The sequence below is a fragment of the Glutamicibacter sp. St.4D3 genome (genome assembly GCF_059728615.1).
The window spans coordinates 3,038,171-3,061,984 of record NZ_AP039380.1 but is presented as its reverse complement, the minus strand read 5'-3'; the positions used below and the strand labels follow the sequence as shown (position 1 = coordinate 3,061,984).

The 23,814-nt window shown below is 66.0% G+C and carries 23 protein-coding genes; 13 read left to right on the top strand and 10 right to left on the bottom strand.

What is annotated here, in order from left to right; all coding sequences use genetic code 11:
* Positions 1 to 121 precede the first annotated feature (121 nt).
* Both AC6I21_RS14140 and AC6I21_RS14135 read left to right on the top strand, forming a co-directional pair.
* Positions 122 to 1,267, top strand: coding sequence for a lipid II:glycine glycyltransferase FemX (locus AC6I21_RS14140; RefSeq protein ID WP_497762679.1), 1,146 nt, complete (start codon positions 122 to 124; stop codon positions 1,265 to 1,267).
* A 17-nt stretch (positions 1,268 to 1,284) separates the two neighbouring features.
* Positions 1,285 to 2,583, top strand: a complete 1,299-nt coding sequence (locus AC6I21_RS14135) for a carboxylate--amine ligase (protein ID WP_497762678.1) — start codon at positions 1,285 to 1,287, stop codon at positions 2,581 to 2,583.
* 130 nt (positions 2,584 to 2,713) lie between these two features.
* Here the strand turns inward: AC6I21_RS14135 and AC6I21_RS14130 are convergent, their stop codons facing one another.
* Positions 2,714 to 3,169 carry a DUF4383 domain-containing protein gene (locus AC6I21_RS14130; RefSeq protein WP_138175560.1) on the bottom strand — a complete coding sequence of 152 codons (456 nt, stop codon included), beginning with the start codon at positions 3,167 to 3,169 and terminating at the stop codon, positions 2,714 to 2,716.
* 461 nt (positions 3,170 to 3,630) lie between these two features.
* Here AC6I21_RS14130 and fdhD point away from each other — a divergent pair, with 461 nt between their 5' ends.
* From fdhD to AC6I21_RS14100, 6 genes are all read left to right on the top strand, one after another.
* Positions 3,631 to 4,461, top strand: coding sequence for a formate dehydrogenase accessory sulfurtransferase FdhD (fdhD, locus tag AC6I21_RS14125; RefSeq protein WP_421014344.1), 831 nt, complete (start codon positions 3,631 to 3,633; stop codon positions 4,459 to 4,461).
* A gap of 51 nt (positions 4,462 to 4,512) precedes the next feature.
* Positions 4,513 to 6,834 carry an FdhF/YdeP family oxidoreductase gene (locus tag AC6I21_RS14120; RefSeq protein ID WP_497762677.1) on the top strand — a complete coding sequence of 774 codons (2,322 nt, stop codon included), beginning with the start codon at positions 4,513 to 4,515 and terminating at the stop codon, positions 6,832 to 6,834.
* Positions 6,835 to 6,882: 48 nt separating this feature from the next.
* Positions 6,883 to 8,115: a CynX/NimT family MFS transporter gene (locus AC6I21_RS14115; protein ID WP_497762676.1), complete on the top strand. Its 1,233-nt coding sequence runs from the start codon at positions 6,883 to 6,885 to the stop codon at positions 8,113 to 8,115.
* Between the two features lie 57 nt (positions 8,116 to 8,172).
* Complete coding sequence (locus tag AC6I21_RS14110) at positions 8,173 to 9,363, top strand: sensor histidine kinase (RefSeq protein WP_497762675.1); 1,191 nt, start codon at positions 8,173 to 8,175, stop codon at positions 9,361 to 9,363.
* Between the two features lie 559 nt (positions 9,364 to 9,922).
* Positions 9,923 to 10,387 carry a hypothetical protein gene (locus AC6I21_RS14105; RefSeq protein ID WP_138926903.1) on the top strand — a complete coding sequence of 155 codons (465 nt, stop codon included), beginning with the start codon at positions 9,923 to 9,925 and terminating at the stop codon, positions 10,385 to 10,387.
* Between the two features lie 151 nt (positions 10,388 to 10,538).
* Positions 10,539 to 11,015, top strand: a complete 477-nt coding sequence (locus tag AC6I21_RS14100) for a pyridoxamine 5'-phosphate oxidase family protein (protein ID WP_446753423.1) — start codon at positions 10,539 to 10,541, stop codon at positions 11,013 to 11,015.
* A gap of 129 nt (positions 11,016 to 11,144) precedes the next feature.
* Here AC6I21_RS14100 and AC6I21_RS14095 read toward each other — a convergent pair whose 3' ends face one another.
* Positions 11,145 to 11,345 carry a DUF6480 family protein gene (locus AC6I21_RS14095; protein ID WP_054821062.1) on the bottom strand — a complete coding sequence of 67 codons (201 nt, stop codon included), beginning with the start codon at positions 11,343 to 11,345 and terminating at the stop codon, positions 11,145 to 11,147.
* A gap of 43 nt (positions 11,346 to 11,388) precedes the next feature.
* The gene (locus tag AC6I21_RS14090; RefSeq protein WP_054821063.1) at positions 11,389 to 11,577 is read right to left on the bottom strand and encodes a hypothetical protein; all 189 of its coding nucleotides are present in this window, start codon (positions 11,575 to 11,577) and stop codon (positions 11,389 to 11,391) included.
* A gap of 635 nt (positions 11,578 to 12,212) precedes the next feature.
* Between AC6I21_RS14090 and AC6I21_RS14085 the strand changes: the two genes are divergently transcribed.
* The 3 genes from AC6I21_RS14085 (at position 12,213) to AC6I21_RS14075 (ending at position 14,452) form a co-directional block, all read left to right on the top strand.
* Positions 12,213 to 13,055 carry a GNAT family N-acetyltransferase gene (locus AC6I21_RS14085; RefSeq protein WP_497762674.1) on the top strand — a complete coding sequence of 281 codons (843 nt, stop codon included), beginning with the start codon at positions 12,213 to 12,215 and terminating at the stop codon, positions 13,053 to 13,055.
* A 174-nt stretch (positions 13,056 to 13,229) separates the two neighbouring features.
* Positions 13,230 to 13,403 (top strand): hypothetical protein, encoded by a 174-nt coding sequence (locus AC6I21_RS14080; protein ID WP_497762673.1) that lies wholly within the window; start codon positions 13,230 to 13,232, stop codon positions 13,401 to 13,403.
* A gap of 230 nt (positions 13,404 to 13,633) precedes the next feature.
* Complete coding sequence (locus AC6I21_RS14075; protein ID WP_497762672.1) at positions 13,634 to 14,452, top strand: PspA/IM30 family protein; 819 nt, start codon at positions 13,634 to 13,636, stop codon at positions 14,450 to 14,452.
* Positions 14,453 to 14,586: 134 nt separating this feature from the next.
* On the opposite strand, the gene AC6I21_RS14070 is transcribed toward AC6I21_RS14075, so the two are convergent.
* The 7 genes from AC6I21_RS14070 to AC6I21_RS14040 all read right to left on the bottom strand — a co-directional run bounded on the left by AC6I21_RS14070 (position 14,587) and on the right by AC6I21_RS14040 (position 21,534).
* Positions 14,587 to 15,441, bottom strand: a complete 855-nt coding sequence (locus tag AC6I21_RS14070) for a hypothetical protein (RefSeq protein WP_497762671.1) — start codon at positions 15,439 to 15,441, stop codon at positions 14,587 to 14,589.
* A complete protein-coding gene (locus AC6I21_RS14065; RefSeq protein ID WP_054821067.1) occupies positions 15,438 to 16,127 on the bottom strand; it encodes a response regulator transcription factor in 690 nt (229 codons plus the stop codon). Before AC6I21_RS14065 ends, AC6I21_RS14070 begins: the two co-directional genes overlap by 4 nt.
* Complete coding sequence (locus tag AC6I21_RS14060; protein WP_138926899.1) at positions 16,115 to 17,386, bottom strand: sensor histidine kinase; 1,272 nt, start codon at positions 17,384 to 17,386, stop codon at positions 16,115 to 16,117. Before AC6I21_RS14060 ends, AC6I21_RS14065 begins: the two co-directional genes overlap by 13 nt.
* Before the next feature lie 116 nt (positions 17,387 to 17,502).
* Positions 17,503 to 17,922 carry a VOC family protein gene (locus AC6I21_RS14055; RefSeq protein ID WP_497762670.1) on the bottom strand — a complete coding sequence of 140 codons (420 nt, stop codon included), beginning with the start codon at positions 17,920 to 17,922 and terminating at the stop codon, positions 17,503 to 17,505.
* Positions 17,923 to 18,158: 236 nt separating this feature from the next.
* A complete protein-coding gene (locus AC6I21_RS14050) occupies positions 18,159 to 18,581 on the bottom strand; it encodes an acyl-CoA thioesterase (protein ID WP_138175586.1) in 423 nt (140 codons plus the stop codon).
* A 143-nt stretch (positions 18,582 to 18,724) separates the two neighbouring features.
* Positions 18,725 to 19,966, bottom strand: coding sequence for a M20 family metallopeptidase (locus AC6I21_RS14045; RefSeq protein WP_497762669.1), 1,242 nt, complete (start codon positions 19,964 to 19,966; stop codon positions 18,725 to 18,727).
* Between the two features lie 92 nt (positions 19,967 to 20,058).
* A complete protein-coding gene (locus tag AC6I21_RS14040) occupies positions 20,059 to 21,534 on the bottom strand; it encodes an MFS transporter (protein ID WP_497762668.1) in 1,476 nt (491 codons plus the stop codon).
* Positions 21,535 to 21,643: 109 nt separating this feature from the next.
* Here AC6I21_RS14040 and AC6I21_RS14035 point away from each other — a divergent pair, with 109 nt between their 5' ends.
* Positions 21,644 to 22,651, top strand: a complete 1,008-nt coding sequence (locus tag AC6I21_RS14035) for an AsnC family transcriptional regulator (RefSeq protein WP_497762667.1) — start codon at positions 21,644 to 21,646, stop codon at positions 22,649 to 22,651.
* Positions 22,652 to 22,770: 119 nt separating this feature from the next.
* Positions 22,771 to 23,805 (top strand): glutaminase A, encoded by a 1,035-nt coding sequence (gene glsA / locus AC6I21_RS14030; protein ID WP_171021167.1) that lies wholly within the window; start codon positions 22,771 to 22,773, stop codon positions 23,803 to 23,805.
* The last annotated feature ends 9 nt before the right edge of the window (positions 23,806 to 23,814 follow it).

Here is a 23,814-nt window from a genome sequence, read left to right as displayed (position 1 = left end):
CGCAGGTGCAAACCCGGGCCGGCGTTCACCCCCGATGCCCGGAAACGGTGTGGCCTACCCGGCGTTCTGGGCGGCGCCGGGCTGCCGGGAATCGCGGTGCGTGCACGGTAAGCTGGGGCGTGTGAGCACGATAGATCTTCATCTGCGCCCGATTTCCACCGCCGAACACACCGCCTTCCTGGAGCGCACCAGCCAGGTCAGCTTCCTGCAGCGGCCCGAATGGGCCCAGGTGAAGGGCGAATGGCGGGGCGAGTCCCTGGGCTGGTTCGCCGCGGATGAGCTGGTGGGCGCCGCGCTGGTGCTGCACCGCGGGCTGCCGGTGGTGCGCAGGACCCTGGCCTACATTCCAGATGGCCCGGTCATCGACTTTTCCACCTACGCCCCGCGCCAGGTGCTGTCCCCGCTGGTGGACTACCTCAAGGCCCACGGGGCCTTCCAGCTGCGGCTGGGCCCCGGGCTGATGGTGCGTTCCTGGGCGCCGGGCGCCGTGCGCAAGGCGCTGGGCAAGGAGGGCATGCACGCGCTGGCGGACCTGAAGCCCAAGCACACCTGCGCCACCGCCGATGCGGTTCTCAACGAGCTGCAGGCCATGGGCTTCGCCAAGCAGGACACCGGCATGGACTTCGCTGCCGGGCAACCCGAATACGTGGCCCGCATCGACCTGCATGATGAGCAGGACCAGCCGCTGGACGCGGACGGGGTGCGCGCCAAATACTCCTCCACCACCCGCAACGAGGCCCGCAAGGCCCTGCGCGGGCCGCTGGAGGTGGAGGTTGGCGGGCTGGAGGACATGGACCGCTTCCATGCCCTGTACCGGCATACCGCGGACCGCAACGAGTTCACCGGCCGTCCACTGTCCTACTTCAAGAACATGTACCTGGCGCTGAACCGGGCGGTGCCCGGCTCCTGCACGCTGTATCTGGCCAGCCACGAGGGCACCGACCTGGCCGCCTCCATCGTGATCCGCTCCGCCAACCTGTCCTGGTACATCTATGGCGCCTCGTCCTCCGAACAGCGCAAGCTCTTTGCCCCCAAGGCCATCATGGAACGCATGATCGCCGACTCCATCGCCGCCGGCAGCCGCTACCTGGACCAGGGCGGGGTGAGCCCCACCCTGGAGGCCGGCCACCACCTGGCGGGGTTGACCAAGTTCAAGACCAACACCGGCTGTGACATCATCCAGACCACCGGGGAATGGGACCTGGCGCTGATCAAGCCGCTGGCCTGGGCCTTTGACAAGTACATGACCTGGCGCGCGAAGAAGTAGGCAAGGAAGCAGAGATTATGGCCAACCCATCCACCTCGATTGACCCCGCCCAGCCCTTCGTCCCGGTCATCCTTGGCGGGGACATCGGCACCTACACCCTGGCCCGGGAATTCCATGAGGCCTACGGGGTGCGTTCGGTGGTCATGCCCGCCGCCGGCAACGGGGTCATTGAGCATTCGGTGGCCATCGAGCTGCGTCCCATCGGCTCCATGGCGGATGAGGCCCGGGTGGTCCATGCGCTGCGCAAGCTCGCGGAGGAACTGGCCGGCGAGGGCGAACGGCCGCTGCTGCTCTTCGGCTCCCTGGACTACCACGTCATGCTGATCGCCCGGCACCGCGAGGGGCTCTCGGCCCACTACGTGATCCCGTATCCGGAACTTGAGGTCATTGAACAGGCGGCGCTGAAGGAGAACTTCTATGCACTGGCCGAACGGCTCGGCGTGCCGCACCCGCGCACCCGGGTCTACCGTCCGGGCAACGCGGTGGCCACCGTGGTGGAGGGCCTGAACTTCCCTTTGATCGGCAAGCCCTCCAGTTCCGGGGACTGGATTGCCGCGAAGTTCGCCGGCAAGCAGAAGATCCACACGCTCAAGGACTTCCAGCAGCTCACCGACCTGCTCTCGCGCATCGACGCCAGCGGCTACGACTCGGGCTACATCCTGCAGGAGTACATTCCCGGCGGGGATGACGCCATGCGCCTGTGCACCTACTTCGCCGCTGAGTCGGATTCGGGCACCGAGGTCGTCTTTGCCGGGTACGGGGAAGTGGTGATCGAGGAGCACGCCCCGCTGGTGCTGGGCAACTCGGCGGCGATTGTCACCGGACGGCACCGTGAGGTCGCCGAGGCCGGGGCCCGGATGCTGCGGGAGATTGGCTGGCACGGGGTGGCGATGATCGACGCGAAATACGACCACCGTGACGGGCAGGTCAAGTTCTTTGAGATCAACCCGCGACTGGGCCGCAACCACTTCTACCTCACCGCCGCGGGCATCAACCCGGCCCGGTTCTATGTCAATGAGTTCCTCGGCCCCCAGTACGACGCTTTCGACGTGCGCCGGCAACCGGCGGTGGTGCTTCAGGACGGGATGGCCCAGCTGCGGGAGGAGCGCCTGTTCACGGTGTTGCCCCACGCCCTGCTGCGCCGCTACCTGGACACCCCGACCGGCCGGAAGGCCGCCGCGCTGCTAAAGGCCGGCAAGGTCTCCAATCCGCTGAAGTACCGGGCCGAGAAGAACCCGCGGCGCAAGCTCTACCTGCTGCTGAACGCCGTCAACCACGTGCGCAAATACCGCAAGTTCCCGCCGCGCACGGCCTAGCGGCCACCCCGCCAGCCCAGGCGGCAAGTCCCGCCAGCAGCTGCGAACACTGGGGGAACATGGCAGTGCCCGGGGAATGATGAGTTCCCCGGGCACTGCCATGACCGGTTAGCGCCTTTTGGGCGGCCGGCTAGTGGTATTCGATGCGGTGCTGGCCGCGCGAGAGCACCAGGCCCAGGGCCACCATGCCCACGCCCAGCACCAGGTGCAGCCAGTTGTCCGCGTCGTTGAGCGGAATGAAGTTGGCGGTGCTGTCAAAGTCAATGATCAGACCGTAGATCCACAGCAGCAGGTAGATGATGCCGCCGCCGATCAGGTAGCCCTTGGCCGCCCCGATGCTGCGGGCCATCACCAGGCCGGCGATGCCGAACAGCAGGTGGACCGCGTTGTGCAGGTAGGAGACCTGGAAGATGCCCAGCAGCTTCGCCTCCGAATGGTGGCCGGCGCCGGAGAGGGCATCGTAGTTCGTGGTTACTCCCGGGATGAAACCCAGGATGCCGACCAGCAGGAACACCACGCCGACCACCAGTGCGGCGACCTGCACGGCGGCGCGTGAGCGACTAGTTGTTGGATGATTCGTGGACATGGCTGATACTCCTTGAAGAGGGGTTCGGGTGAAACGGGCAACACCGACTCAGGTGGCAGTTCTTTGGAAAAAGCACGCCTTTCTCCGACACGAATCGGCCAGAACCTCGTGGTGGCGGACTCCTCGGTGCGGGTCCGGCGTTCTCACCATGTGTCGTTGAGGCTACCGCCGCCGTCAGGGGACCAGAAGACGGGGGTGACAAGACACAGCGGACATCCAGCATGGCTCCCGCACCCGCTGAGCGCCCCGGGCCGGCACCGGCTACGCCCCGGGGCGCGGCCCTTGATACGCTGAACTTCTCAAGCCACCGGTCCGTCTTTGGGTACCGGTTTCCTGCCCGCCCGTAATACTTTGCGGTTCCGAGCCGTGTCAACGAAGCTGGTGGGTTAACTTAGGGGCAGGGGTTCTGCCCGAGCCCGAACCTCGAACCCCGGTCTGGTCTGCAGCAAAGGAGCACAGTCATGGGACGCAAAATCGTGCGTCGGCGCGTCATCCGCGCCACCCTTGACGGTGCCCGAAAGGTACGCGAGGAGAAGCTGGCCGGGGAGGAACCCCTGGAAATCCGGTTCGGCGCCACCGCCTACACGACCTCCATGCGCACCCCGGGGGACGACTTCGACCTGGTGGCCGGGTTCCTGCTGGCCGAGGGCATCATCAGCGGCAGCGAACAGCTCAGCTCAATGCGCTACTGCGCCGGCACCGACGCCGAGGGCAACCAGACCTACAACGTCATCGAGGTGCAGCTCGGGCCCGGAGCGCACCCGCCCGAACTGGCCGCCATGCGCAACGTGGTCACCAGCTCGGCGTGCGGGATCTGCGGCACCAACTCCATAGACGAGGTGCGCAAGAAGTCCGCGTTCCGCATTGGCCCACAGGACGGGAAGGTGCAGCTGGAGGTGCTGCTGGCCATGCCCGACACCCTGCGCGAATCCCAGAAGCTGTTCAGCCACACCGGGGGCGTGCACGCCGCCGGACTGTTCTCCACCGACGGGAAGCTGCTGGTGCTGCGCGAGGACGTGGGGCGGCACAACGCGGTGGACAAGGTGCTGGGCGCCGCCCTGCGCGCCGGCAAGCTGGCCCTGCAGGACACTGTGCTGCAGGTCTCCGGGCGGGCCTCCTTCGAACTGGTGCAAAAGGCCGCCATGGCCGGCATCCCCACGCTCACCGCGGTCAGCGCCCCCTCCTCCCTGGCGGTGGGGCTGGCCGAGGACACCGGACTGACCCTCGCCGCCTTCTCCCGGGGCAGCAGCGTCAACCTGTACACCCACCCCGAACGCGTCACCGGAAGCTGACCGACACCCGCACCAGCAGCACCGCCCGCACCCAGATCATGGAGGAACCCCTTGCACCGTCCGGCCCCCACCCAGGACATCAATGAAGAGGAACTGAAGGTCAGCGAGCCCCAGCGCAGCGCCGCCGGGGCCAAGGCGGTGATGGTCTCCATGGAACGCGGCTTCGCCGAAGCCGGGGTGAGCCGCACGCTGCGCTCCATGGCCCGGGTGAATCAGCGCGGCGGCTTCGACTGCCCCGGCTGCGCCTGGCCCGAATCGATCACCGGGCGGCGCAAGCCGGCCGAATTCTGTGAAAACGGGGCCAAGGCCATCGCCGAGGAAGCCAGTGCCCGGGTGGTCACCCCGCAGTGGTGGGCCGAGCACCCGATCAGCGTGCTGCGGGAGAAAACCGAGTACTGGCTCGGCTCCCAGGGCCGGATCACCACCCCCATGATCATCCGGGCCGGGGAAACCCACTACACCCCGATCAGCTGGTCCCAGGCCTTTGCCACCGTCGCCGAGCACGTGAACGCCACCACGGCCGAACGCTGCGTCTTCTACACCTCGGGGCGCACCGCGAACGAGACCGCGTTCATGTACCAGCTGCTGGCCCGGTCGCTGGGCACCAACAACCTGCCGGACTGCTCGAACATGTGCCATGAATCCTCCGGTTCGGCACTGAACCCGACCATCGGCATCGGCAAGGGCACCGTGTCCCTTGAGGACTTCGAGCATGCCGAACTGATCTTTGTGGTGGGCCAGAACCCGGGCACCAACCACCCGCGGATGCTCTCCGCGCTGTCCGAGGCCCGCAAGCGCGGGGCCCGGGTGGTGGCGGTCAACCCGCTGCCGGAGGCCGGGTTCTTCGGCTTCAAGGACCCGCAGACCGTCGGCGGCATGCTGGGCAGGCCGCAGGAGGTCAGCAGCGACTTCCTGCAGATCAAGGTGGGCGGGGACCTGGCCCTGTTCCAGGCGTTCGGGCACCTGCTGCTGAAGGCCGAGGAACAGGATCCGGGCCGCGTCATTGACCGGGACTTCATCGACTCGTCCACCGACGGGTTTGAAGCCTACCGCCGGGCCCGCCAGCACATCGACTGGGACGCCACCGAGCGGGCCACGGGCCTGAGCCGGGCGCAGATCACCGAAATCGCCCAGCTGCTGATCGCTTCCAAGGCCACCATCTTCTGCTGGGCGCTGGGGCTGACCCAGCAGCCGCACTCCGTGCCGACGCTGAAGGAGATCATCAACCTGCTGTTGATGCAGGGCAACTTCGGCAAGCCCGGGGCCGGGGCCTGCCCGGTGCGCGGGCACTCCAACGTCCAGGGCGACCGCACCATGGGCATCTGGGAGAAGCCCAGCGAAGCGCTGCTGAAGGCCATTGACACCGAGTTCGGGATTCACGCCCCGCGCCAGCACGGGTATGACTCCACCGAAACCCTGCACGCGTTCGAGAACGACGCAGTGGACGTGTTCGTCTCCATGGGCGGGAACTTCGCCCTGGCGAACTCGGAGACCGAGCTGTTGGAAGCCGGGATGCAGCGGGCCAAGCTCACCGTGCACATCTCCACCAAGCCGAACCGCTCCCACGTGGTGCACGGGCAGACCTCCCTGATCCTGCCCACCCTGGGCCGCACCGACAAGGACGACAAGCACCCCGGCGGCGCCCAGTTCCTGTCCGTGGAGGACTCCATGTCCGTCATCCACTCCACCCAGGGGCGGCTGAGCCCGGTCTCCGAACACCTGCTGGCCGAACCGGTGATCGTGGCGCGCATGGCCACCGCCATCCTCGGCGAGGACCATCCGGTGAACTGGCGGGCCATGGCCGAGGACTATGACGTGATCCGCGAGCATATTTCCCGGGTGGTGCCCGGGTTTGAGGACTTCAACCGGCGCGTGCGGCAGAAGAACGGGTTCGTGCTGCCCAACCCGCCGCGCGATTCGCGCTCCTTCGCCACCGACATTGGGCGCGGGCGCTTCACCGTCAGCGGGTTCGAGGCCCTGCACGCCCCCGAAGGCCACCTGATCCTGCAGACCATGCGTTCCCACGACCAGTACAACACCACCTTCTACGGGGTGGATGACCGCTACCGGGGCATCAAGGACGGGCGCCGGGTGGTGCTGGTGCACCCGCAGGACCTGCAGGACCTGGGGTTCACCGACCGCCAGCTGGTGGATGTGATCTCCACGTTCCGCGGCACCGAACGCCGCGCCAACCGCTTCCGGCTGATCTCCTACCCCACCGCGAAGGGGTGCGCCGCAGCGTACTTCCCCGAGGCCAACGCCCTGGTGCACCGGGACCTGGTGGCCCGCGAATCCAACACGCCGGGATTCAAGGCCATGATGGTGCGCTTCGTGCCGCACACCGAACAGCCCGGCCCCACCCTGGACAGCTAAGCCGGCCAGCCCATGCCCCCGCCGCCACCACACCTGATATCGAGGCCCATGAAACCCACTGCCACCGCACCACCGCGCGGCTTCGCCGCCGTGCTGGTGATCGCCTTCATCCTGGCGGCGCTGAACCTGCGCCCGGCGGTGACCTCACTGGGCGCCCTGCTGGACCCGGTGATTGACGGGCTGGAAATGAACGGGTTCGTGGCCGGCATGCTCACCGGGGTGCCGCCACTGTGCTTTGCGCTGCTCGGGCCGTTGGCACCGCGCCTGGCCGGGCGGCGCGGGCCGGAGCTGGTGGTGATCGGTGCCATGGCCGCCATCCTGCTGGGCATGGTGCTGCGTTCCATCGCCCCGAGCACCTGGCTGTTCCTGCTGTGCACGGCCCTGGCGCTGACCGGCATCGCACTGGGCAACATCCTGATGCCGGTACTGGTCAAGCGCTGGTTCCCGCACCGGGTGGGAATGGTGACCGGGGCCTACACCACCGCGGTGGCGTTGGGCGCCTCGGCGGTGGCGGGGATCGCGGTGCCGGTCAACGAGGCGCTGGGCGGGAACTGGCGGGTGGGGCTGGGCGTGTGGGCCACACTGGCCGCCCTGGCCCTGGGCGTCTGGCTGGTGGTGTACTTCGGGCTGCGCAACCAGATCGCGGCACGCCAACAGCAGGTCGGCGCGTTCAGTGAGGGCAACGGGATCGGGCCGATGTGGCGCAACGCGACCGCCTGGTGGGTGGCCATCTTCTTCGGCACCCAGGCCTCGGCCGCCTACATCTTCATGGGGTGGGCCCCGAAGATCTTTACCGGCTACGGGCTGGCGCCCGGGTACGCCGGGGCGCTGCTGGCCGTGATCCTGGGTGTGGGGGTCCCGCTCTCGTTCATCATGCCGGCCCTGGCCGGACGGTTCCGCAACCAGCGCCCCCTGGTGCTGGTGACCGGGACGGCCGGGGTGCTGGCGGTGGCCGGGCTGCTGACGTACCCGGCACAGGGCGCGATGCTGTGGGGGGTGCTGCTGGGGGTGGCCGGGGCGAACTTCCCGCTGGCGTTGACCATGATCGGGCTGAAGGCGCACACCGCCGCCGGGGTGGCCAAGCTGTCCGCCTTCGGGCAGAGCGTGGGCTACCTGATCGCCTTCCCCGGACCCTTCGCCGTCGGTGCCCTGCATGAGATGACCGATTCGTGGACGGCCCCGGTGCTGCTGCTCGGGGCGCTGATGGTGCTGCAGACCGTGTCCGGGATGATGGCCGGCAAGCCGCGCTACGTGGAGGACAGCACGCTGGTGCGGGTGTAGCCGCCGGTTGTGGCGCGGCACCCTGCCGGGATTTGCGGTGCGTCATAGACTGGGGTTGTGGAAGGTTCAGGTAGCTCTCGCATCGCCAGCCTGCTGTGGTCTGCGGCCGTCTTCCTGGCCGTCCTGCTGCTGGCGCTGCTTGCCGATCCCGCCCGCTGGTGGGGTGCCGGACACCTGGGCTACCTGCTGGGCCTGGGCGGTTTCTCCCTGGGCTTCGCCCTGCTCACCGCGTTGGGCCAACGCGGCTCACGGCTGACCCTGATCCTTGCCGCGGTGGGCATCTGCGGGTACCTGAGCGTGGGGTTTCCCGCGTTGGGGCTGGTGGTGCCGCTCCTGCTGTTCCCGGCCGCCGCGACGGCCGCCGGGCTGCGCTTCTTTGCCCTGACCGTGATGTTGGGGCTGATCATCCTCTCCCTGGGCGTGCGGCTGGTGCGCGGGGAGCAGACCCAGGTGGTGCTGGGCTATGAACTGCTCGCCATCCTGGCGTTGAGCCTGCTCGGGGTCGCCCTGGGCGAAATGATCGCCACCCGGCGCCGGCTGGTCGACCGCACCGACAAGCTGCAGGAGAGCCGGCACGAACTCAAGGGCCTGGCCACCCTGCGGGCCCGGGCCGAGGCCGGGCAACGGCACCTGGGGGAGCGGCTGCGGGTCTCCCGAAGGCTGCATGACCAGCTCGCCCACCATCTGGCGCTGGTCTCCCTGCACACCAACGCCGCCCTGGAGGAAGTGTCCGGGGATGAGGCGGCGACCGTCAACCTGGAACACGTCCGTGATTCCTCCGCCAAGGCGCTGCAGGAGCTGCGGCGCACCGTGGACTCCATGGACCAGGACGGGCTGGGGGACCGGGACGCAGGTACCCTGGGCGACATTGAGGAACTGGCCTCCACGCTGCGGGACGCCGGATTGCGGGTGGAAGTCAGCGCCCCCGGGGTGGACCTGGATGACCGGTTGCCGATCTTGCTGTTGCGCCTGGTCCGGGAAGCGGCCATCAACGCGGTGCGGCATGCCGACACCACCCACCTGGTGGTGTTCCTGCGCCTGGAAGAGTCCGAGGGCCAGGAGCATTGGTTGGTCTCCGTGCGCAATGATGGTGTGCGCCGAGGGGCCAAGGACGCCGTGGACGGTCTGGGGTTGGCCATGTTGCGTCAAAAGATCAGTGAAGCCGACGGAAGCGTGGAATGGGGCCGGCTGGGGCGCCACTTCCTGCTTTCCGCAGAAATTCGAGCCACGCAGACGGACAAGTCCTGAGCCCCCATTCCGGGCAAAGGCCGGTGGCTCTGGTTCCGCCGCAGTGCTCAGGCTAGAGTGAGCTCACCGCGCAAGGGCGGGAACGATTGGTCGGAAGGCCGGTACCGTCAGGAGGTCACGATGGGGGAATTTCGGGCGTACACCATGCAGGAGCGCTCCACGTATCTGGCGCCGTCATGCGAACGCTGCGGCCAACACCGGCACGTCATCTGGGAGCAGGTGGAGGGGACGGATAAATACATTCCACGCGATGCCGGCTGCTCAAATGAGGCCTGCACCGCCTAGCCCAGCTGAGAAGCAGCAATAGGGGCCAGCCGCGCTTCGGACCGCCGTCCAGAGTCCGTCCCGCAGGCGCTGGCCCCGCGGACTTGAGCCAAAAATGAGCTTTCGGGCATGGCGCGAGTCACCATAAACCCGTACGCTTGGAAACAAGCTCTGCTAGCCAACATCGAACAAGCCGCCAGCCACCTGGTGGTCCTTGTTCGTCAGGGACATGTTAGCCTGCGGCGCGACGAGAAGGGGGAGACCCCTATCGTCGCGACGACGAAAAGGCCTGATCATGTCCCCATTTTCTGGAAATTCGCCTGTTAACGCCCGTGTTCGGGAGCTGCTTGGGTCCCGTGAGGGCCGCCAGTACCTGGAATCCAATGAATGGATCCACGGGATGCCCATTCTTGTCACCCAACCCTTCCAGCCGCTGGAAGAGGCGCTGGCCCTCACCGCCCGCTACGACGGTTCGGTGCTGCTTGCGGTGCTGGGAAAGAACGATGACGCACTGCGGATGCTGCACATTTCCCGGTCCTGCGCCGACCTGCAGCCCGTGGAGGCAACACCCCAGGACATGGTGGTGTGGGACCTTGTCGAACAAGCCACCCGTTCCTGCCTGGTCACCTTTCGGATCAGCCATTGGAGTTCCAGCGCCGTTGCGCACGTCCTTCCGCCCTTTAGCGTTCAGGGCTGCGAACGGCGCGGCTTCTATCGGCACGAGCTGGTCTCAACACGGGTTGATCCCTGCGTGAATTAGCATCCGGCGGGCAGCGAAGCCTGCCGATCCGGGGCAACCGCTGGTGATGCTCCCTGCCTCCGCTGGGTAGATGCTCAAAACCCTTTCGCGTGTCCTGGAAATCCGTAACGTGGGCGGTGACCGAGGTTGCCAACTGTGAAGGAGAACCAGCATGTCCAATGACGATACGCGCAAGGTAGTTGAGATCCTGAAGGACATTCGCGTCGCCATGGTGACGACCCACGGACCGGACCGGCTCTACAGCCGCCCGCTGACCGTCATCGACGTCACCGAGGACGGGGACCTGTGGTTCTTCACGGTCACCGAAACCGATCTGGTCCGCGAGATTGAAGCGCGCAGTGAAGTGAACGTGTCCTTTGCCGGGAACAAGAAGTGGGTTTCCGTGGCAGGCAACGCCCGCATCGTGCGGGACGTTGAAAAGAAGCGTGAACTTTGGAACTCCATGGTCGAGACGTTCGTGGGAGAGGACCCTGAGGCCTCCAACGTGGTGCTGGTGCACGTGGACTCCGACTCCGCGGAATACTGGGAGAACCCCGGCGGTGCAGCCAGCGTGGTGGCCAGCTGGGTCAAGGAGAAGTTCACCGACAAGAGCGCCCACCCGGGCGACTCGGGCACCGTGGACCTGTAGCCCCTACCGGCCCTGCCCACAGGATAAAAAGAGGCGTAGCCTCGACCAGATCCCCTAGGAGGAAGGTCGAGGCTACGCCTCTGTCGGTGCCCAGCCTGCTGTTCGGGCCACTGGCATCAGGGATGCCGTTTATTCGTCATGCCCCTGATCCTGGCTCATGGAGCCCTCGGCCGGTGGGGTCTCTCCGGGCGGTACGCCGCCGCCCGGTTCCAATCCGGTGATGTTGTCCTTGACCGGGTCAGGGTTCGAGGTGGCACCGGCCTGCTTCTTGTCGACCTGGTTTTCCTCGTCCTTGTCGCTTCCCGGACGGGATGAAGAATGCTTTGTCATCGGGACACTTCCTGTTCGTAGTCGGTTTCCCTGGCGGTGAGGCCTAGTAGTTGGCCGGCGGGTCGGAGGCCGGGAAGGATTCCTTCTCCCATTCCTTCACGATGCCCTCGTCTTCGCCCTTGCCGTTGCGCTTCTTGGCACCCTGGTCCTGCTGTTCGGTTGCCTTGTCCGGCTGGTCATTCTCGTCCAGATTCTGGTTCTGCTGATCATCCGAGGTTGGTTCCTGGGTCATTTCTCTTCCTTCGCTCGTGATCGGACATTGTGCGGCAGAAGGCCGGTCCAGAATGAACACCCTTGGCAGGGCGGTTCCTTCTGGTCGAAGCCAGCACCTACGTGGAGACTAACCAGCGCCGCACGGCGCAATCAATGGCTCGTGAAATCATGCATGTTTTTCTCAGGAAGAGTGGGTGGCGTTGCGCCAAGCACTTGGACCGCCGTTCACGTCATGGCCACCTCCGGCGTCACCGTTGGCGCTGTGCGCGATGAACTGCTGAGTGCCGGGCAAGCTTGCCGGTTGCATCTGGGAGGCCCTGGCCACCGGTGCGGAGGACTAGGACCTAGCCTTGACCGGTTGCGCACCAAGTCTGAACCAGCTCACCATCGACGGGTTGATCGTAGCCCAGGGGGCCTGGGTTCATATGCAATCAGAGCAACGGAGCCTCAGTGCTCTGTCCGGGCTCCTTGGCGCGATCATCCCAGTGCTCTTTCCTCTTGTGGGAAACCCAGAACGGTCGATATTTGGTGTGTTGGACTAGCAACTTACTAGAGTGCGCCGCCGGTTACTAGCGATGAGATTTCCCCCAAAGCAACTTGTTTTGCACTTGCTCCCTGAGTAATCGTCGAACCTGGATGTTTAGATAGATCATTATGGAATTGGATAAGCAGTCGTCAGTAGATCTACCTCGTCTTCAACTCGCTATGGAGCAGAACTTGGCTGAGCACGCGTGCCATCTGCACCGGTACTTGGACAGCGCAACTGTCACTGAAACAGATGATCTGGTGATTGCGGATAGCGGCCTCAGCGACGACACTTTCAATATCGTTGCGGCCGCCCGCTTCACCGCTACTACTGCACCTACTCGCGTTGCAGAGACGCTCCAGGTCCTGGGTGCCACCGAACGCCCATTTTCATGGTGGGTTGGCCCCGCCAGTGCTCCAGATGATCTGGCCCATTACCTCGAGAAATCCGGTTTAGAGGCTTCTGAAACTGAGTCTGGCATGTGGAAGGACTTGCGGGGCAATTTCCCGGAAGTGCAGGTTGATGGTCTCGAAATACGGTTAGTGAGGACGCCAGAAGAACTTGCTGATTATGCAACCGTGCTTTCCGCCAACTGGAATCCACCAGCGATTACGGTGAAGCGTTTCTATGCCGACGCTTCGGACGCGGCTTTAGCCGCTGATTCCCCGGCGCGCTACTTGGTTGGCTATGTTGATGGCCGGGCCGTTTGCTCGGCTGAAGTTTTCTTCAGCGATGGGGTCGCCGGTATTTACAACATCTCAACGCTCAAATCAGAACGCCGCCAAGGATACGGCGGAGCCATCACCCTGGCCACAATGCGTACTGCGCTCGGGGCCGGTTATGAGACCGCAGTGCTGCAGGCGTCTGCGGACGGGGAACCGGTCTATCGACGCCTCGGATTCACCACATGCGGTTACTTCACCGAGTACGCTTTACCTGCTGACAAGCGTCTCGAGAACGCTCGTTTTTGAGACGTTCCGGCTGGAGCTCACTATTTCGAGTGGCAAGCCGGAGTAAAGCTGCCCGAAATTTGTATCCGGAACCAAAATCGCGGGAAAAGCTCTATGAACCGTTTTCGGGCGATTCGGCCAAATAGCAGTAGGACCATTTTGGAAGGCAGTCAGCCGTGCCTGAGAAGTTCGAGGTTGAGCAACGCGGGCCAGAACTGTTTGCGCAGCAGTCACTTGCTGCAGCATGGCACGGAAGGACGGATCCCAAGCCGCGAAGACATCGAGGCCCTCACTGCCGCGGCCCGCGGCGTGATCGACGAAGTCGCGTACTTGCGCCGTGCGCGTGAGCGCGAGCTGCGCGTCGAATAGCTTATAGCCTGGCGATAAGATCGAGGCTGGCTCCGGCGGAACTTCTCCTGTTACCTGCGGACTACCCGCGTGGAAAATTAGCGTTCCGCATTGAGCACAACTGTTGAAGGTGGTCTGCCTGACCCCGTTCCTGATTTTCACCGCCGCATCCTTTGAAGGAACCGAAATCGAGTTCAGTTGGCGGGGGTTCGTCGCCTAGAGTTAAACCTGCGGCAATCGAAGGGAACACCATGTCTATACGTTCATTTTTCGCGCGGATCTTCAAGCTGGGCCAGGCCAACGCCAACGCAGCCCTGGACGCCGTTGAGGACCCGAAGAAGATGCTGGATCAGACGGTGCGTGACTACACGAACAACATTGCCGAAGCTGAATCCGCGGTGGCCCAGACCATCGGCAACCTGCGCATGCAGGAAGAAGACCACGCCAAGGCCCTGCGTGAGGCCAAGGACTGGGGAGCGAAGGCGCTGGCGGCCTCCAACAAGGCCGACGAGTTCAGCGCGGCCGGGGATGAGCAGAACGCACAGAAGTTCAACCAGCTGGCGACCGTGGCCATCCAACGCCAGATGTCCTGCGAGAAGCGGGCCGCCGGACTGGAACCCACCATCCAGACCCAGCGCGAGGTGGTGGCCCGGCTCAAGGACGGGCTGAACTCCATGAAGTCCAAGCGTCAGGAACTGGTGTCCAAACGCGATGAACTGGTGGCCCGGGCCCGCAACGCCAAGACCCAGGGGCAGATGCTGGATGCTCTCAAGTCCCTGGACATGAGCGACCCAACCTCCGAGGTGGGTCGGTTTGAGGCTCAGGTGCGCCAGGAGGAAGCCAAGGCCCGCGGCGCCGCCGAGTTGGCGGCTTCCTCGCTGGACGCGCAGTTCGCCGAACTGGACAATCTGGGCCAGGACGCGGAGGTGGAGGCCCGCCTGGCGGCTTTGAAGCCCAGTGCGGACATCGTGGACGAGGCCCCGGCGCCCAGCGGCGAAATCGCCGCGGGTTCCCCACAGCCTTCCGAGGTGGAGGCCCGGCTGGCCGCGCTGAAGAAGGACCGTTCCTAGCCAGTTGGCTTCCAGCGACGAGCACCACGATACAGGCCTCCGCCGCTAAACCCTGCGGTTTAGCGGCGGAGGCCTGTATCGTTGCGGCTCCGGATCCCCGGCGTTCGGGCTTTCCGAGCCGGGGTGGTCGGACCCTACCGGCCGTCCCCGGCGGGCGGGGCGCCGGGGTGCAGCAGCACCGAGCCCGCCGATACCTGCAGGCCCACCTGATGGCTGGAATTGGAACTGACCTGCAAGCGGTTATCCACGCTTCCGGCGGAGACCTCGCTGGCCACCGCATAACTGGTGTCCGGCAGCGTCAGATCCAACAGTCCGGCGCTGACCTGTGCGTCAACCGTGGCCGGTGCCTTGCCGGTCAGTTCGCTGTTCAGTCGTCCGGCGGCGACGGCGTAGGTGGCGTCCGCGACATCGGCCAGGACCACGTCGGCCTGCCCGGCCCCCAGATCCACATCCAGGCTCGTGGCCGAGCCGTTGGCGCGCAGGTATCCGGCATCAACGTCGAGATCGAGCCGCGCGAAGTTTCCGTTCGCCAGCAGTTCACCGGCCTCCAGGTTCAGGGTGGCGTTCAGCTGTCCATTGTCCAGCTCCCGGGGCAGGGTGAGCTTTACGTCGTTGCGGGAGCGGTCGCAGCCCAGGAAGCACCAGCTCTGCCATCCGCCGGGCGGCTTCACCTCCAGCGTGTTGCCGCGGCGCTCGAGTGACCAGGAGCCGCGGGAGCTGCGCACATCGAGCACCGCCTCGGGGGTGTCGGCGAATTCGAGGGTGAACTGTCCGGCCTCCGCGTTGACCTTCAGGTTGGTGGTTCCCTTGGCATCGGCGGTCAGCACCGTGTGGCTGCGGGAGAGGGTGGCAACCGATTGGTTGACAGCTCCGGCGATCACGCCGAGCAGGATCAGTCCGCCCAGCACGGCCAGCACAATGCCCACGGGGCCCAGGGGCCGGCGTTGACGGGTGTCCCCAACGGGCGGTGGAGTGGTGGGGGTGGTCATGGGGTGCTCCTATCGGTGTTGCCGGTGCCCGTGTCCTGGATATGCGCCAGGGCGGCGAGCACGCGCCGGTTGCCGGTGCCATCGGCTTCCAGGTCGAGTTTTTGGAAAATGGAGGTAATGTACTTCTCCACGCTGGCTTCGGATAAGTGCAGAAGCCTGGCGATCGCCTGGTTGGACTTGCCCTCGGCCAGGGCGGCCAGCACCGTGCGTTCGCGTTCGGTCAACCGCTGCATGCGGTCGTCATGGTTTCGTCGGGTCAACAGCTGTGCCACCACTTCCTGGTCGAGCACGGTTCCGCCGGAACGGATCTGTTCCAGGGATTCAATGAACTCGGCTACGTCCGCCACCCGGTCCTTGAGCAGGTAGCCCAGGGCCCCGGACTGCATGGCAATCAGTTCGGCGGCGTAGCGTTCCTCCACGTACTGCGAGAGCACCAGCAGCGGCAGCTGCGGGTAGCTGCGCCGCAGCTGCAGTGCCGCGCGGATCCCCTCGTCGGTGTAGCTCGGGGGCAGGCGCACATCCAGGATGCACAGTTCGGGGAACTGGGCGGGGTCCGCCTGCTGCATGAAACCGCTCAGCCCACCGGCGTCCGGCAGCGCGGCGACCACCTCGTGGCCGGAGTGTTCCAGCAGCCGCACCAGCCCTTCGCGCAGCAGCACCGAGTCCTCACAAATCAGTACGCGCATGGCACGTTCACCTCCAGTGCGGTGGGCCCGCCGTGCGGGCTGTCCAGGTGGACGGTGCCGCCGGCGGCCAGCACCCGGTTGGTGATCCCGTCAAGGCCGCCGCCGGGCAGGACCGCGGCCCCGCCCACCCCGTTGTCCTCCACCCGCGCCCAGAGCCGGGACTGGCCCTGTTCCGCACGCAACCGCACGGTAACCCGGCATTCGGAGGCCCGGGAGTGCTTGGCCGCATTGTTCAGGGCTTCGGCGATGGAGAAATAGACGGCCGCTTCCGCGGTCTTCTCGCAGCGCCCGGGCAGGTCTACATCCAATTTCACCGGGATGTGGGACCGTCCGGCCACGGCCGAGAGGGCCGCATCCAGTCCGCGGTCCTCCAACACGGAGGCGTAGATGCCGCGGGTGAGCTGGCGCAGTTCGGTGATGGCCGCCTTCGTGGAGGTGTGCGCCTCGGCCACCAGTTCCTTTGCGGCCTGCGGGTTGGTGTCGATCTGCTGGTGGGCCAGGCCCAGGGCCATGCCCACCGACACCAGCCGGGGCTGCACCCCGTCATGCAGGTCCCGTTCAATGCGGGTGCGTTCCAGTTCCGCGGCCCGCAGCGCCCCGGCCCGTTGGGCGGAGCTGGTGTAGGCCCGGGCACTGAGGTCGGTTTCACGGGCCACCGAACCGATGATGGCGGTGGTGATGGCCCGGTGCAGGAATGCCAGGCCCACGAGCGCCGCGCATCCAACGAGGGTAATGATCAGCATCAGCGGGGCCTGGGAGGCCGGAAGCTGCCAGCCGAACGGACCCGAAACCTCCTCGGCCCCGGTCAGCGGCGCGAAGGAGAGAACCAGGGACTCAATGGTCCACTGGGCCACGTTGAGGGTGGCGGCACCCAGCAATACGGAAAGGGCGAAGCTGCCAAAGGCCGCCCACATCCGCCCGCTGGACAGATTGCGGCCCAGGCTGCGCAGGTACTGCCCGAAGCCGGGACCCTGGCTGGGCTGCCAGCGCAGCTCGGCGACGGGCAGCTCGTACAGGTCGGTGACCCTGCGGGTCTCGAACCATGACAGGGCAAAGATCGCATAGACCAGCCCCACCAGCATCAGCAGGCCCAGGCCCAGCAGGACCACCAGGGCCAGGCTGGCCGGAAGCCAGACGGCCAACAGCGTGATCGCGGCGACCCCAAGGGTGCCCATCACGGCAAGCTGCAGCAGGGTCAGCCCCAACCGCAGCGGCGGGCGCCAGGTGCCCGGGGGAGAAGGTAACGGTGTCGAAGTCATACCTCAACCCTAGGTACTGGCCGGGCCGGGCAACACGGAGGGATCCGGAGAACTTCATTATGGAAAACCCGAAGGCACCCTGCCTGGGGCAGGGTGCCTTCGGTGCGATCGATGGATCAGGCCTCGTCCTGCATGGCCTCCTGGCTCATCCACGCGATTTCCCACACGTGCCCGTCCGGGTCCTTGACGGCTGCCTGGTACATGCCCTCGAACGGTTCGCTGGCCTCCCGGTAGACCGCGCCGCCGCCGGCCACGGCCTTGGCCACGAAATCATCGACTTCGCTGCGTGAATCGGCGGACAGGGCGTTGAGCACTTCCCGGGTGCCGCTGCCCACGGTGGGGATGTCCCCATCGATGAGGAAGCTGGCGAAAAAGTCGCGGTGCAGCACCATCACGGTGATCGTGTCACTGATCATCCAGGAGGTGGCGTTGGAATCCGAGAACATCTCATTCTTGGTAAACCCCAGCCCCTCATAGAAGGCATCGGCCTTCGCCAGGTCGGCGGTGGGCAGGTTGACAAAGATCATGCGGCTCATGGGGACCTCGCAAGCTGGATGGATGTCCGGCACTGTTGTGCCCGGGCACCTACTACTGTGCTCGAGACCCGCGTGGTGCGGCAAGGGCTGGCAAGATTTTCTTCGCCGCGAGCGGCCCGGCGCGCCCGGGGGCATGAGAAAGGCGTGGTTTTGACGGTGGGTTACCGTCAAAACCACGCCGGTCAGCTGCTGGGAACCTGGTGGCTGAAGGGGCCGGGTAGGGCTTTCAGCGCGTGCTAGACGAGGGACTTGGTGATCTCCAGCGGGATGCGGTCCCGGGTGTAGGTGATGTGGTCGTAGCCGTGCGGTTCCGGGGTGCCATCCTCACCGATGTTGACGAAGACCAGCTTGTCGATGGTCAGGATCTTGGCCTGGGTGAAGATGTTGCGCACCTCGGCGCGCAGCGTGATGGAGGTGCGCCCAAAGTCGGTGGCGGTCAGCCCCATCTCAATCAGGTCGCCTTCCTTCGCTGAGGCCACGAAGTTGATCTCGGACATGTACTTGGTGACCACGTGCTTGTTGCCCAACTGGATGATCGAGTAGATTGCCGCTTCCTCATCGATCCAGCGCAGCAGCGAACCGCCGAACAGCGTGCCGTTGGCGTTCAGGTCCTCGGGGCGGACCCACTTGCGGGTGTGAAAGGTAATTGCTTCAGCCATGTATTAAACCTTAGGTGCCCGCGCCCCGGCGCGCAGTAACCTGCAAAACAGTGTAGGGGATTACACATTTCCCGCCACCGCCTGAGGCTTTGCCCCTGCCGCCCGGTGGTGCGCTGGCCACCACCGGGCGGGAACGGTTTGATCTAGGCCGGGGAGCCGACCTGGGCCGGCACGGCGTCCCCGGACCGGTTGGACAGCTTTGCGGAGGGACGTTGCTCGCGGGCCGCGCGCAGGCGCTGCACCAGTTCGGGGTCATTGGCCACATCGGCCACGGTCAACGCCAGGGCGCGCGCCCCGTTCAGGGCCGCCTCATCACCGTCGGTGCTGGCCGCGTCCCTGGCGAAATCGGAGGTGTGCATCACCGCGTCGCTGTTCCTGACCGCCAGCATCGGGTGGATGGCCGGCAGGTACTGGGAAATGTTGCCCATGTCGGTCGAGCCGCCGGTGGGCGGCTGTTCCCCGCTGATCTGGTAGCCCAGCCGCTCCAGGTTCTGATCCCAGTACTGGGCCAGCGCCGGGTCCTGGCGCATCGGCTCATAGGGCAGCTCGGGCTGCACCACCGAGAGCTGGCAGCCGGTGGCGATCGCCGCGCCCTCCAGGCAGGCGCGCACCCGTTGCCGGGCATCTTCCCAGTCCGAGCTTTGCGTCGCGCGGATCTCCACCTGCAGTTTCGCCTCCCCGGGAATCACATTGGTGGCGGTGCCGCCGCTGACCACGAAGGAGGAGACCACCACACTGGACTTCAGCTGCTGGCGCAGCAGCCCGAAGGCGACTTGGGCCAGCGTGACGGCCGAGCCGGCGTTGATTCCCTCGTGGGGTGCCGCCGCGGCGTGGGCGGTGCGCCCGGTGTAGGTGACATCCAGCAGCTCATAGGCCTGGGTGCCCTGGCTGAAGCACCGGTACTGGGCCCCGGTGTTGCCGTGGACCATCAGGGAGAAGTCCACATCGTCCCAGGCGCCCTGCTGCAGCATCAGGATCTTGCCGCCGCCGATTTCCTCGGCCGGGGTGCCCAGGAACTTGATGCGCAGTCCCAGGCGGTCCGCCACGGGCTTCAAGGCCAGGGCAGCTCCGACGCCGGCGGTGGCGATGATGTTGTGGCCGCAGCCGTGTCCGATTTCCGGCAGGGCATCGTATTCGCCCACCACCGCCACCGTGAATTCGCCCTGCCCGTAAACGGCCTCCAGGGCGGTGGGCAGGCCGTAGGCGGCGCGCTGGACCGCGAACCCGGCGTTCTCCAGCAGTTCGGCCACGGCGGAGGAGGCCCAATATTCCTCGAAGGCCAATTCGGGGTGGCTGCTGATGCCGTGGCTCAGCGACAACAGCTGCTGCTGGCGCTGTTCAATGGTGGCCAGGATCTGGTCGCGGATTTCTTCGGTGTTGCTCACGGGAACTCCTTGTTCAAAGATGTCGGCTGGTCGGGGATGTTCGAAAGGTTCGGGTGTCCAGGGGTGCCAGGTGGTGAACGACTGCGCCGAAATCAGCTGGCGACCGCGTCCGGGGCCGCAACATTGGCCGGTTCGGCCGGCGCGGCGGCACCCTTGCGCCCGATGAACAGCGAGGCGGCGGCGGCCACCACGTTCACGGCGGCGAAGCAGACCCACACCACCTGGAAGGCCGCCAGGGAGGGTGCCGGCGCCGCTTCGGCCCCGCTGCCGGGGTTGATCACCAGCATGGTGGTCACCGAGGCGACGAACGCGCCGGCCAGCGAACCGCCAATGGTGCGTCCGGTGTTGTAGACCCCGGCCACGGAGCCCGCGGCGGATTCGGGGGAACGCTCAATGACCACGCCGGGCAGGATGCCGACTACGATGCCGGTGCCCACCCCGCAGATCGCCAGCCACAGGGCAAAGAGCAGCGTGGAGGAGGGGACGAAGGCCATGCACAACAGGGCGGCGGCCGCCGCCAGGCAGGACAGGGCCAGGGTGCTGGTGCGGCCCAGCTTCTTGGAGATCATGCTGGACAGGAACGAGCCCAGGGTCAGGCTGCCGGCCGAGACGGCCACCACCAGTCCCACCCCGGAGGCCGGCATGGCGTTGCCGTAGCCCAGCTCGGCCGGATTGGCGGTGAGGAACATGACCGGAGGGGACTGGTTGCCGAACATGGTCAGCGCCACCAGGAAGCCGATGAAGATCGGATTGGCCAGACCGGCCGCCCGCATCGCCGGGATGTCCACGATGGGGGAGAGCGCGCGGCGTTCGACCATCAGGAACAGCACCAGCGCGGCCACGCCCACCGCGATGGGCAGCACGGTGGCGGCTGCCAGCCAGCCGGACTGCGAACCTTCGGACAGGCCGTACATCAGGCCCACCAGGCCGATGCCCAGCAACAGGGCGCCCAGCCAGTCAACACTGCGGGTGGCATCGGCCTGGGACTCGGCGACGAAGAACAGCACCAACGGGACGAAGACGGCCAGGGCGATCGCCGGGATCAGCTGCACCGTGTGCAGCCGGCCGATCGCGTCCATGGCGATGCCGCCAAAGATGCTGCCGGCGGCAACACCAAAGGTCAGCGTGCCCACGATCAGACCCACATCCCGGTTTGCGCTTTGCGGGCGGTGGGATTTCAGCAGCGCCATGGCCAGCGGAAGGAACGCGGCGACCGGGCCCTGGATCGCGGTGCCCACCAGCAGCCAGGCGAAGTTCGGGGCCAGGGCGATCAGGATGGAACCGGCTGCGGCCAGGCTCACCGCCACCACCAGCAGTCGGCGCGGGCCGAAGCGGTCGCCGAGGATGGAGATCAAGGGGACACTGACGGCCGAGGAGAGCAGGCCCACGGCCAGCACCCAGCTGGTCAGGCCCAGCGGAACACTGTAGACCCGGGAAATCTCCCCGAGCAGCGGGACAATCCATCCCTGCACAAGCCCGGAAAAGAACTCCAGGCCAATCAGGATGGGAACCAGTAGCCGGTACGTTCCCACCGCCCGTGTGCCCAAGCGGTGTCCAGTGGTTTCCATGTCGTTCTCCTTCTGCGTGTGCGTCCTTCGGACGTGACCCGTATTACAATGACAGGCCGAGCAACGGTTGTGGTTAAAATGAAGGAAAATTCCCCAAGGGCGGGCAAGTATGAAGAATTTCGAGCTCCAGCAGATCGACCTGCAGATTATTAATGCGCTGCAGATCGAGCCGCGCGTCCCGTGGACGGCGTTGTCCGGGATCCTCGGGCTGGACTCGGTGACCCTGGCCCGGCGCTGGGAACGCATCATCTCCAGCGGCTGCGCCTGGTCGGTGGCCATGGAGGACGCCGGACACCGCGGCAGCACCGCCATCGTGGAAGTGCAGTGCCATCCCGGCCAGGTGCTGCGCACCGCTGGGCAGGCGAGCCTTGACCGGGACATCATCTCCATCGACCTGACCAGCGGCAGCCGGGACATCGTGATGACGCTGACCGCACGCGACGATGACGAATTGGCCGAATACATCCTCACCCGACTGGGAGCCCTGCCCGGGGTGCGCTCCACCCGCACCTATATCCTGAACTCCATTCTCAAACTCGGCGCTAACTGGACCGTGCAGGCCCTTTCCGCAGCCCAGGTCAACAGCATTCCGCGTTTCCGCCCGCCGCGGGCGGCCGCCGCCAAGGTGGTGCCCGAACAGCTGGCCACCGGCATCGTGCGGGTGCTGGAAAAGGACGTGCGCGCCAGCAACACCGAGCTGTCCCGGGAGCTGGGCATCAGCGGGCAGCGGGCCAGTGACGCACTGGCCACGCTGCGCATGCAGCAGGCACTGGATCTGCGCATCCACGTTGCCCAGCAGTACTCGAACTGGCCGGCGGTGACCTGGTATTTCCTGCAGGTCCCGGTCGCCTCCCTGGTGGAGGGGGACGGTGCGTGGCTGGCCATGCCCGAGATCCAGTTCGCCGGGGTGGCCTTCGGGGAATTCAACCTCATCGTCGCGCTCACCAGCCGCAGCCGGGCCGACGCGCTGCGGCTGGAGGCGGTCCTGGAATCCAGGATTCCCGGCGCCCGGGTGGCGGACCGCTCCACGGTGATCAGGGTGCACAAGCACCTGGGGCACCTGCTGGCCCCCTCCGGGCGGGCCACCGGGCAGATCGTTTCCCTGGTCCGCGGCTAGGCGCGCGGCACACCGTGGTTTGTGGTGGCGCCGATCGGGCACGGATACTGGAAACACCGAACTCAACTCGGCGGCGGGGCAGGGCGCCCCGGTATAGCCTGTAGAGGCAGGAGCGGACCATGTACGGCAAGGGACAGGGGGCGTCAGTGATTCCAAATGACTACAGTGATGTCAAACAGCAAGTCTCCACCGGCTCCCTGCCGGAAAAGGCTCGCATCGAGGAGCTGCTGCAGGATGTGCACGCCCGCTACGCCGACATCGACGAAGGCATGCTGGCCTATTACATTCCCATCCTCGGTGAAGTGGACCCCTCCCTGTTTGCCGTGGCCCTGTCCAACGTCGGCGGCAACGTGCTATGCGCCGGGGACGTGAACTACGAGTTCTCCATCCAGTCGATCTCCAAGATGTTCGTCTACGCGCTGGTCCTGCAGGAGCTGGGACATGACGCGGTGCGCGACTACATCGGGGTGAACAACACCGGCATGTCCTTCAACTCGGTGATGGCCATTGAACTGAACGAGGGGCATCCCATGAACCCCATGGTCAATGCCGGGGCGCTGGCCACCGCGGCGCTGGTTCCGGGGCAGACCGCGGCCGAGAAGTGGGAGAACATCCGCGAATGCCTCTCCGCCTTCGCCGGACGCCACCTGAAGATGGACGGCGAGGTCTACCGCTCCGAATCCCGAAGCAACGAGCGCAACAAGGCGCTGGGCCGGCTCCTGAAGGCCCACGGGCAGCTGGAGGGCGAACCGCTGGAAATCGTGGACATCTACACCCGTCAGTGCGCGCTGAAGGTCACTGCCCACGACCTGGCGATCATGGGCTCCACGCTCGCCGACGGCGGGGTCAACCCGGTCACCGGGGAGCGGGTAATCTCCGCGGACGTATGCCGGGACGTATTGGCCGTGGTGGCCACCAATGGTCTCTACGAGAAGTCCGGTGAATGGCTCTTTGAAATCGGCATCCCCGCCAAGTCCGGGGTCTCCGGCGGCATTGTGGCCATGGCCCCGGGCAAGGGCGCGATCGGCGCGTTCTCGCCGCTGCTGGACAATGCCGGCAACTCGGTGCGCTCCCAGCTGGCCATCGGCCACCTCTCCCGCGCGCTGGGACTGAACCTCTTCGCCTCCGCGCCGCAGCGTCCGGCCACCAGCTGATCTGAACCC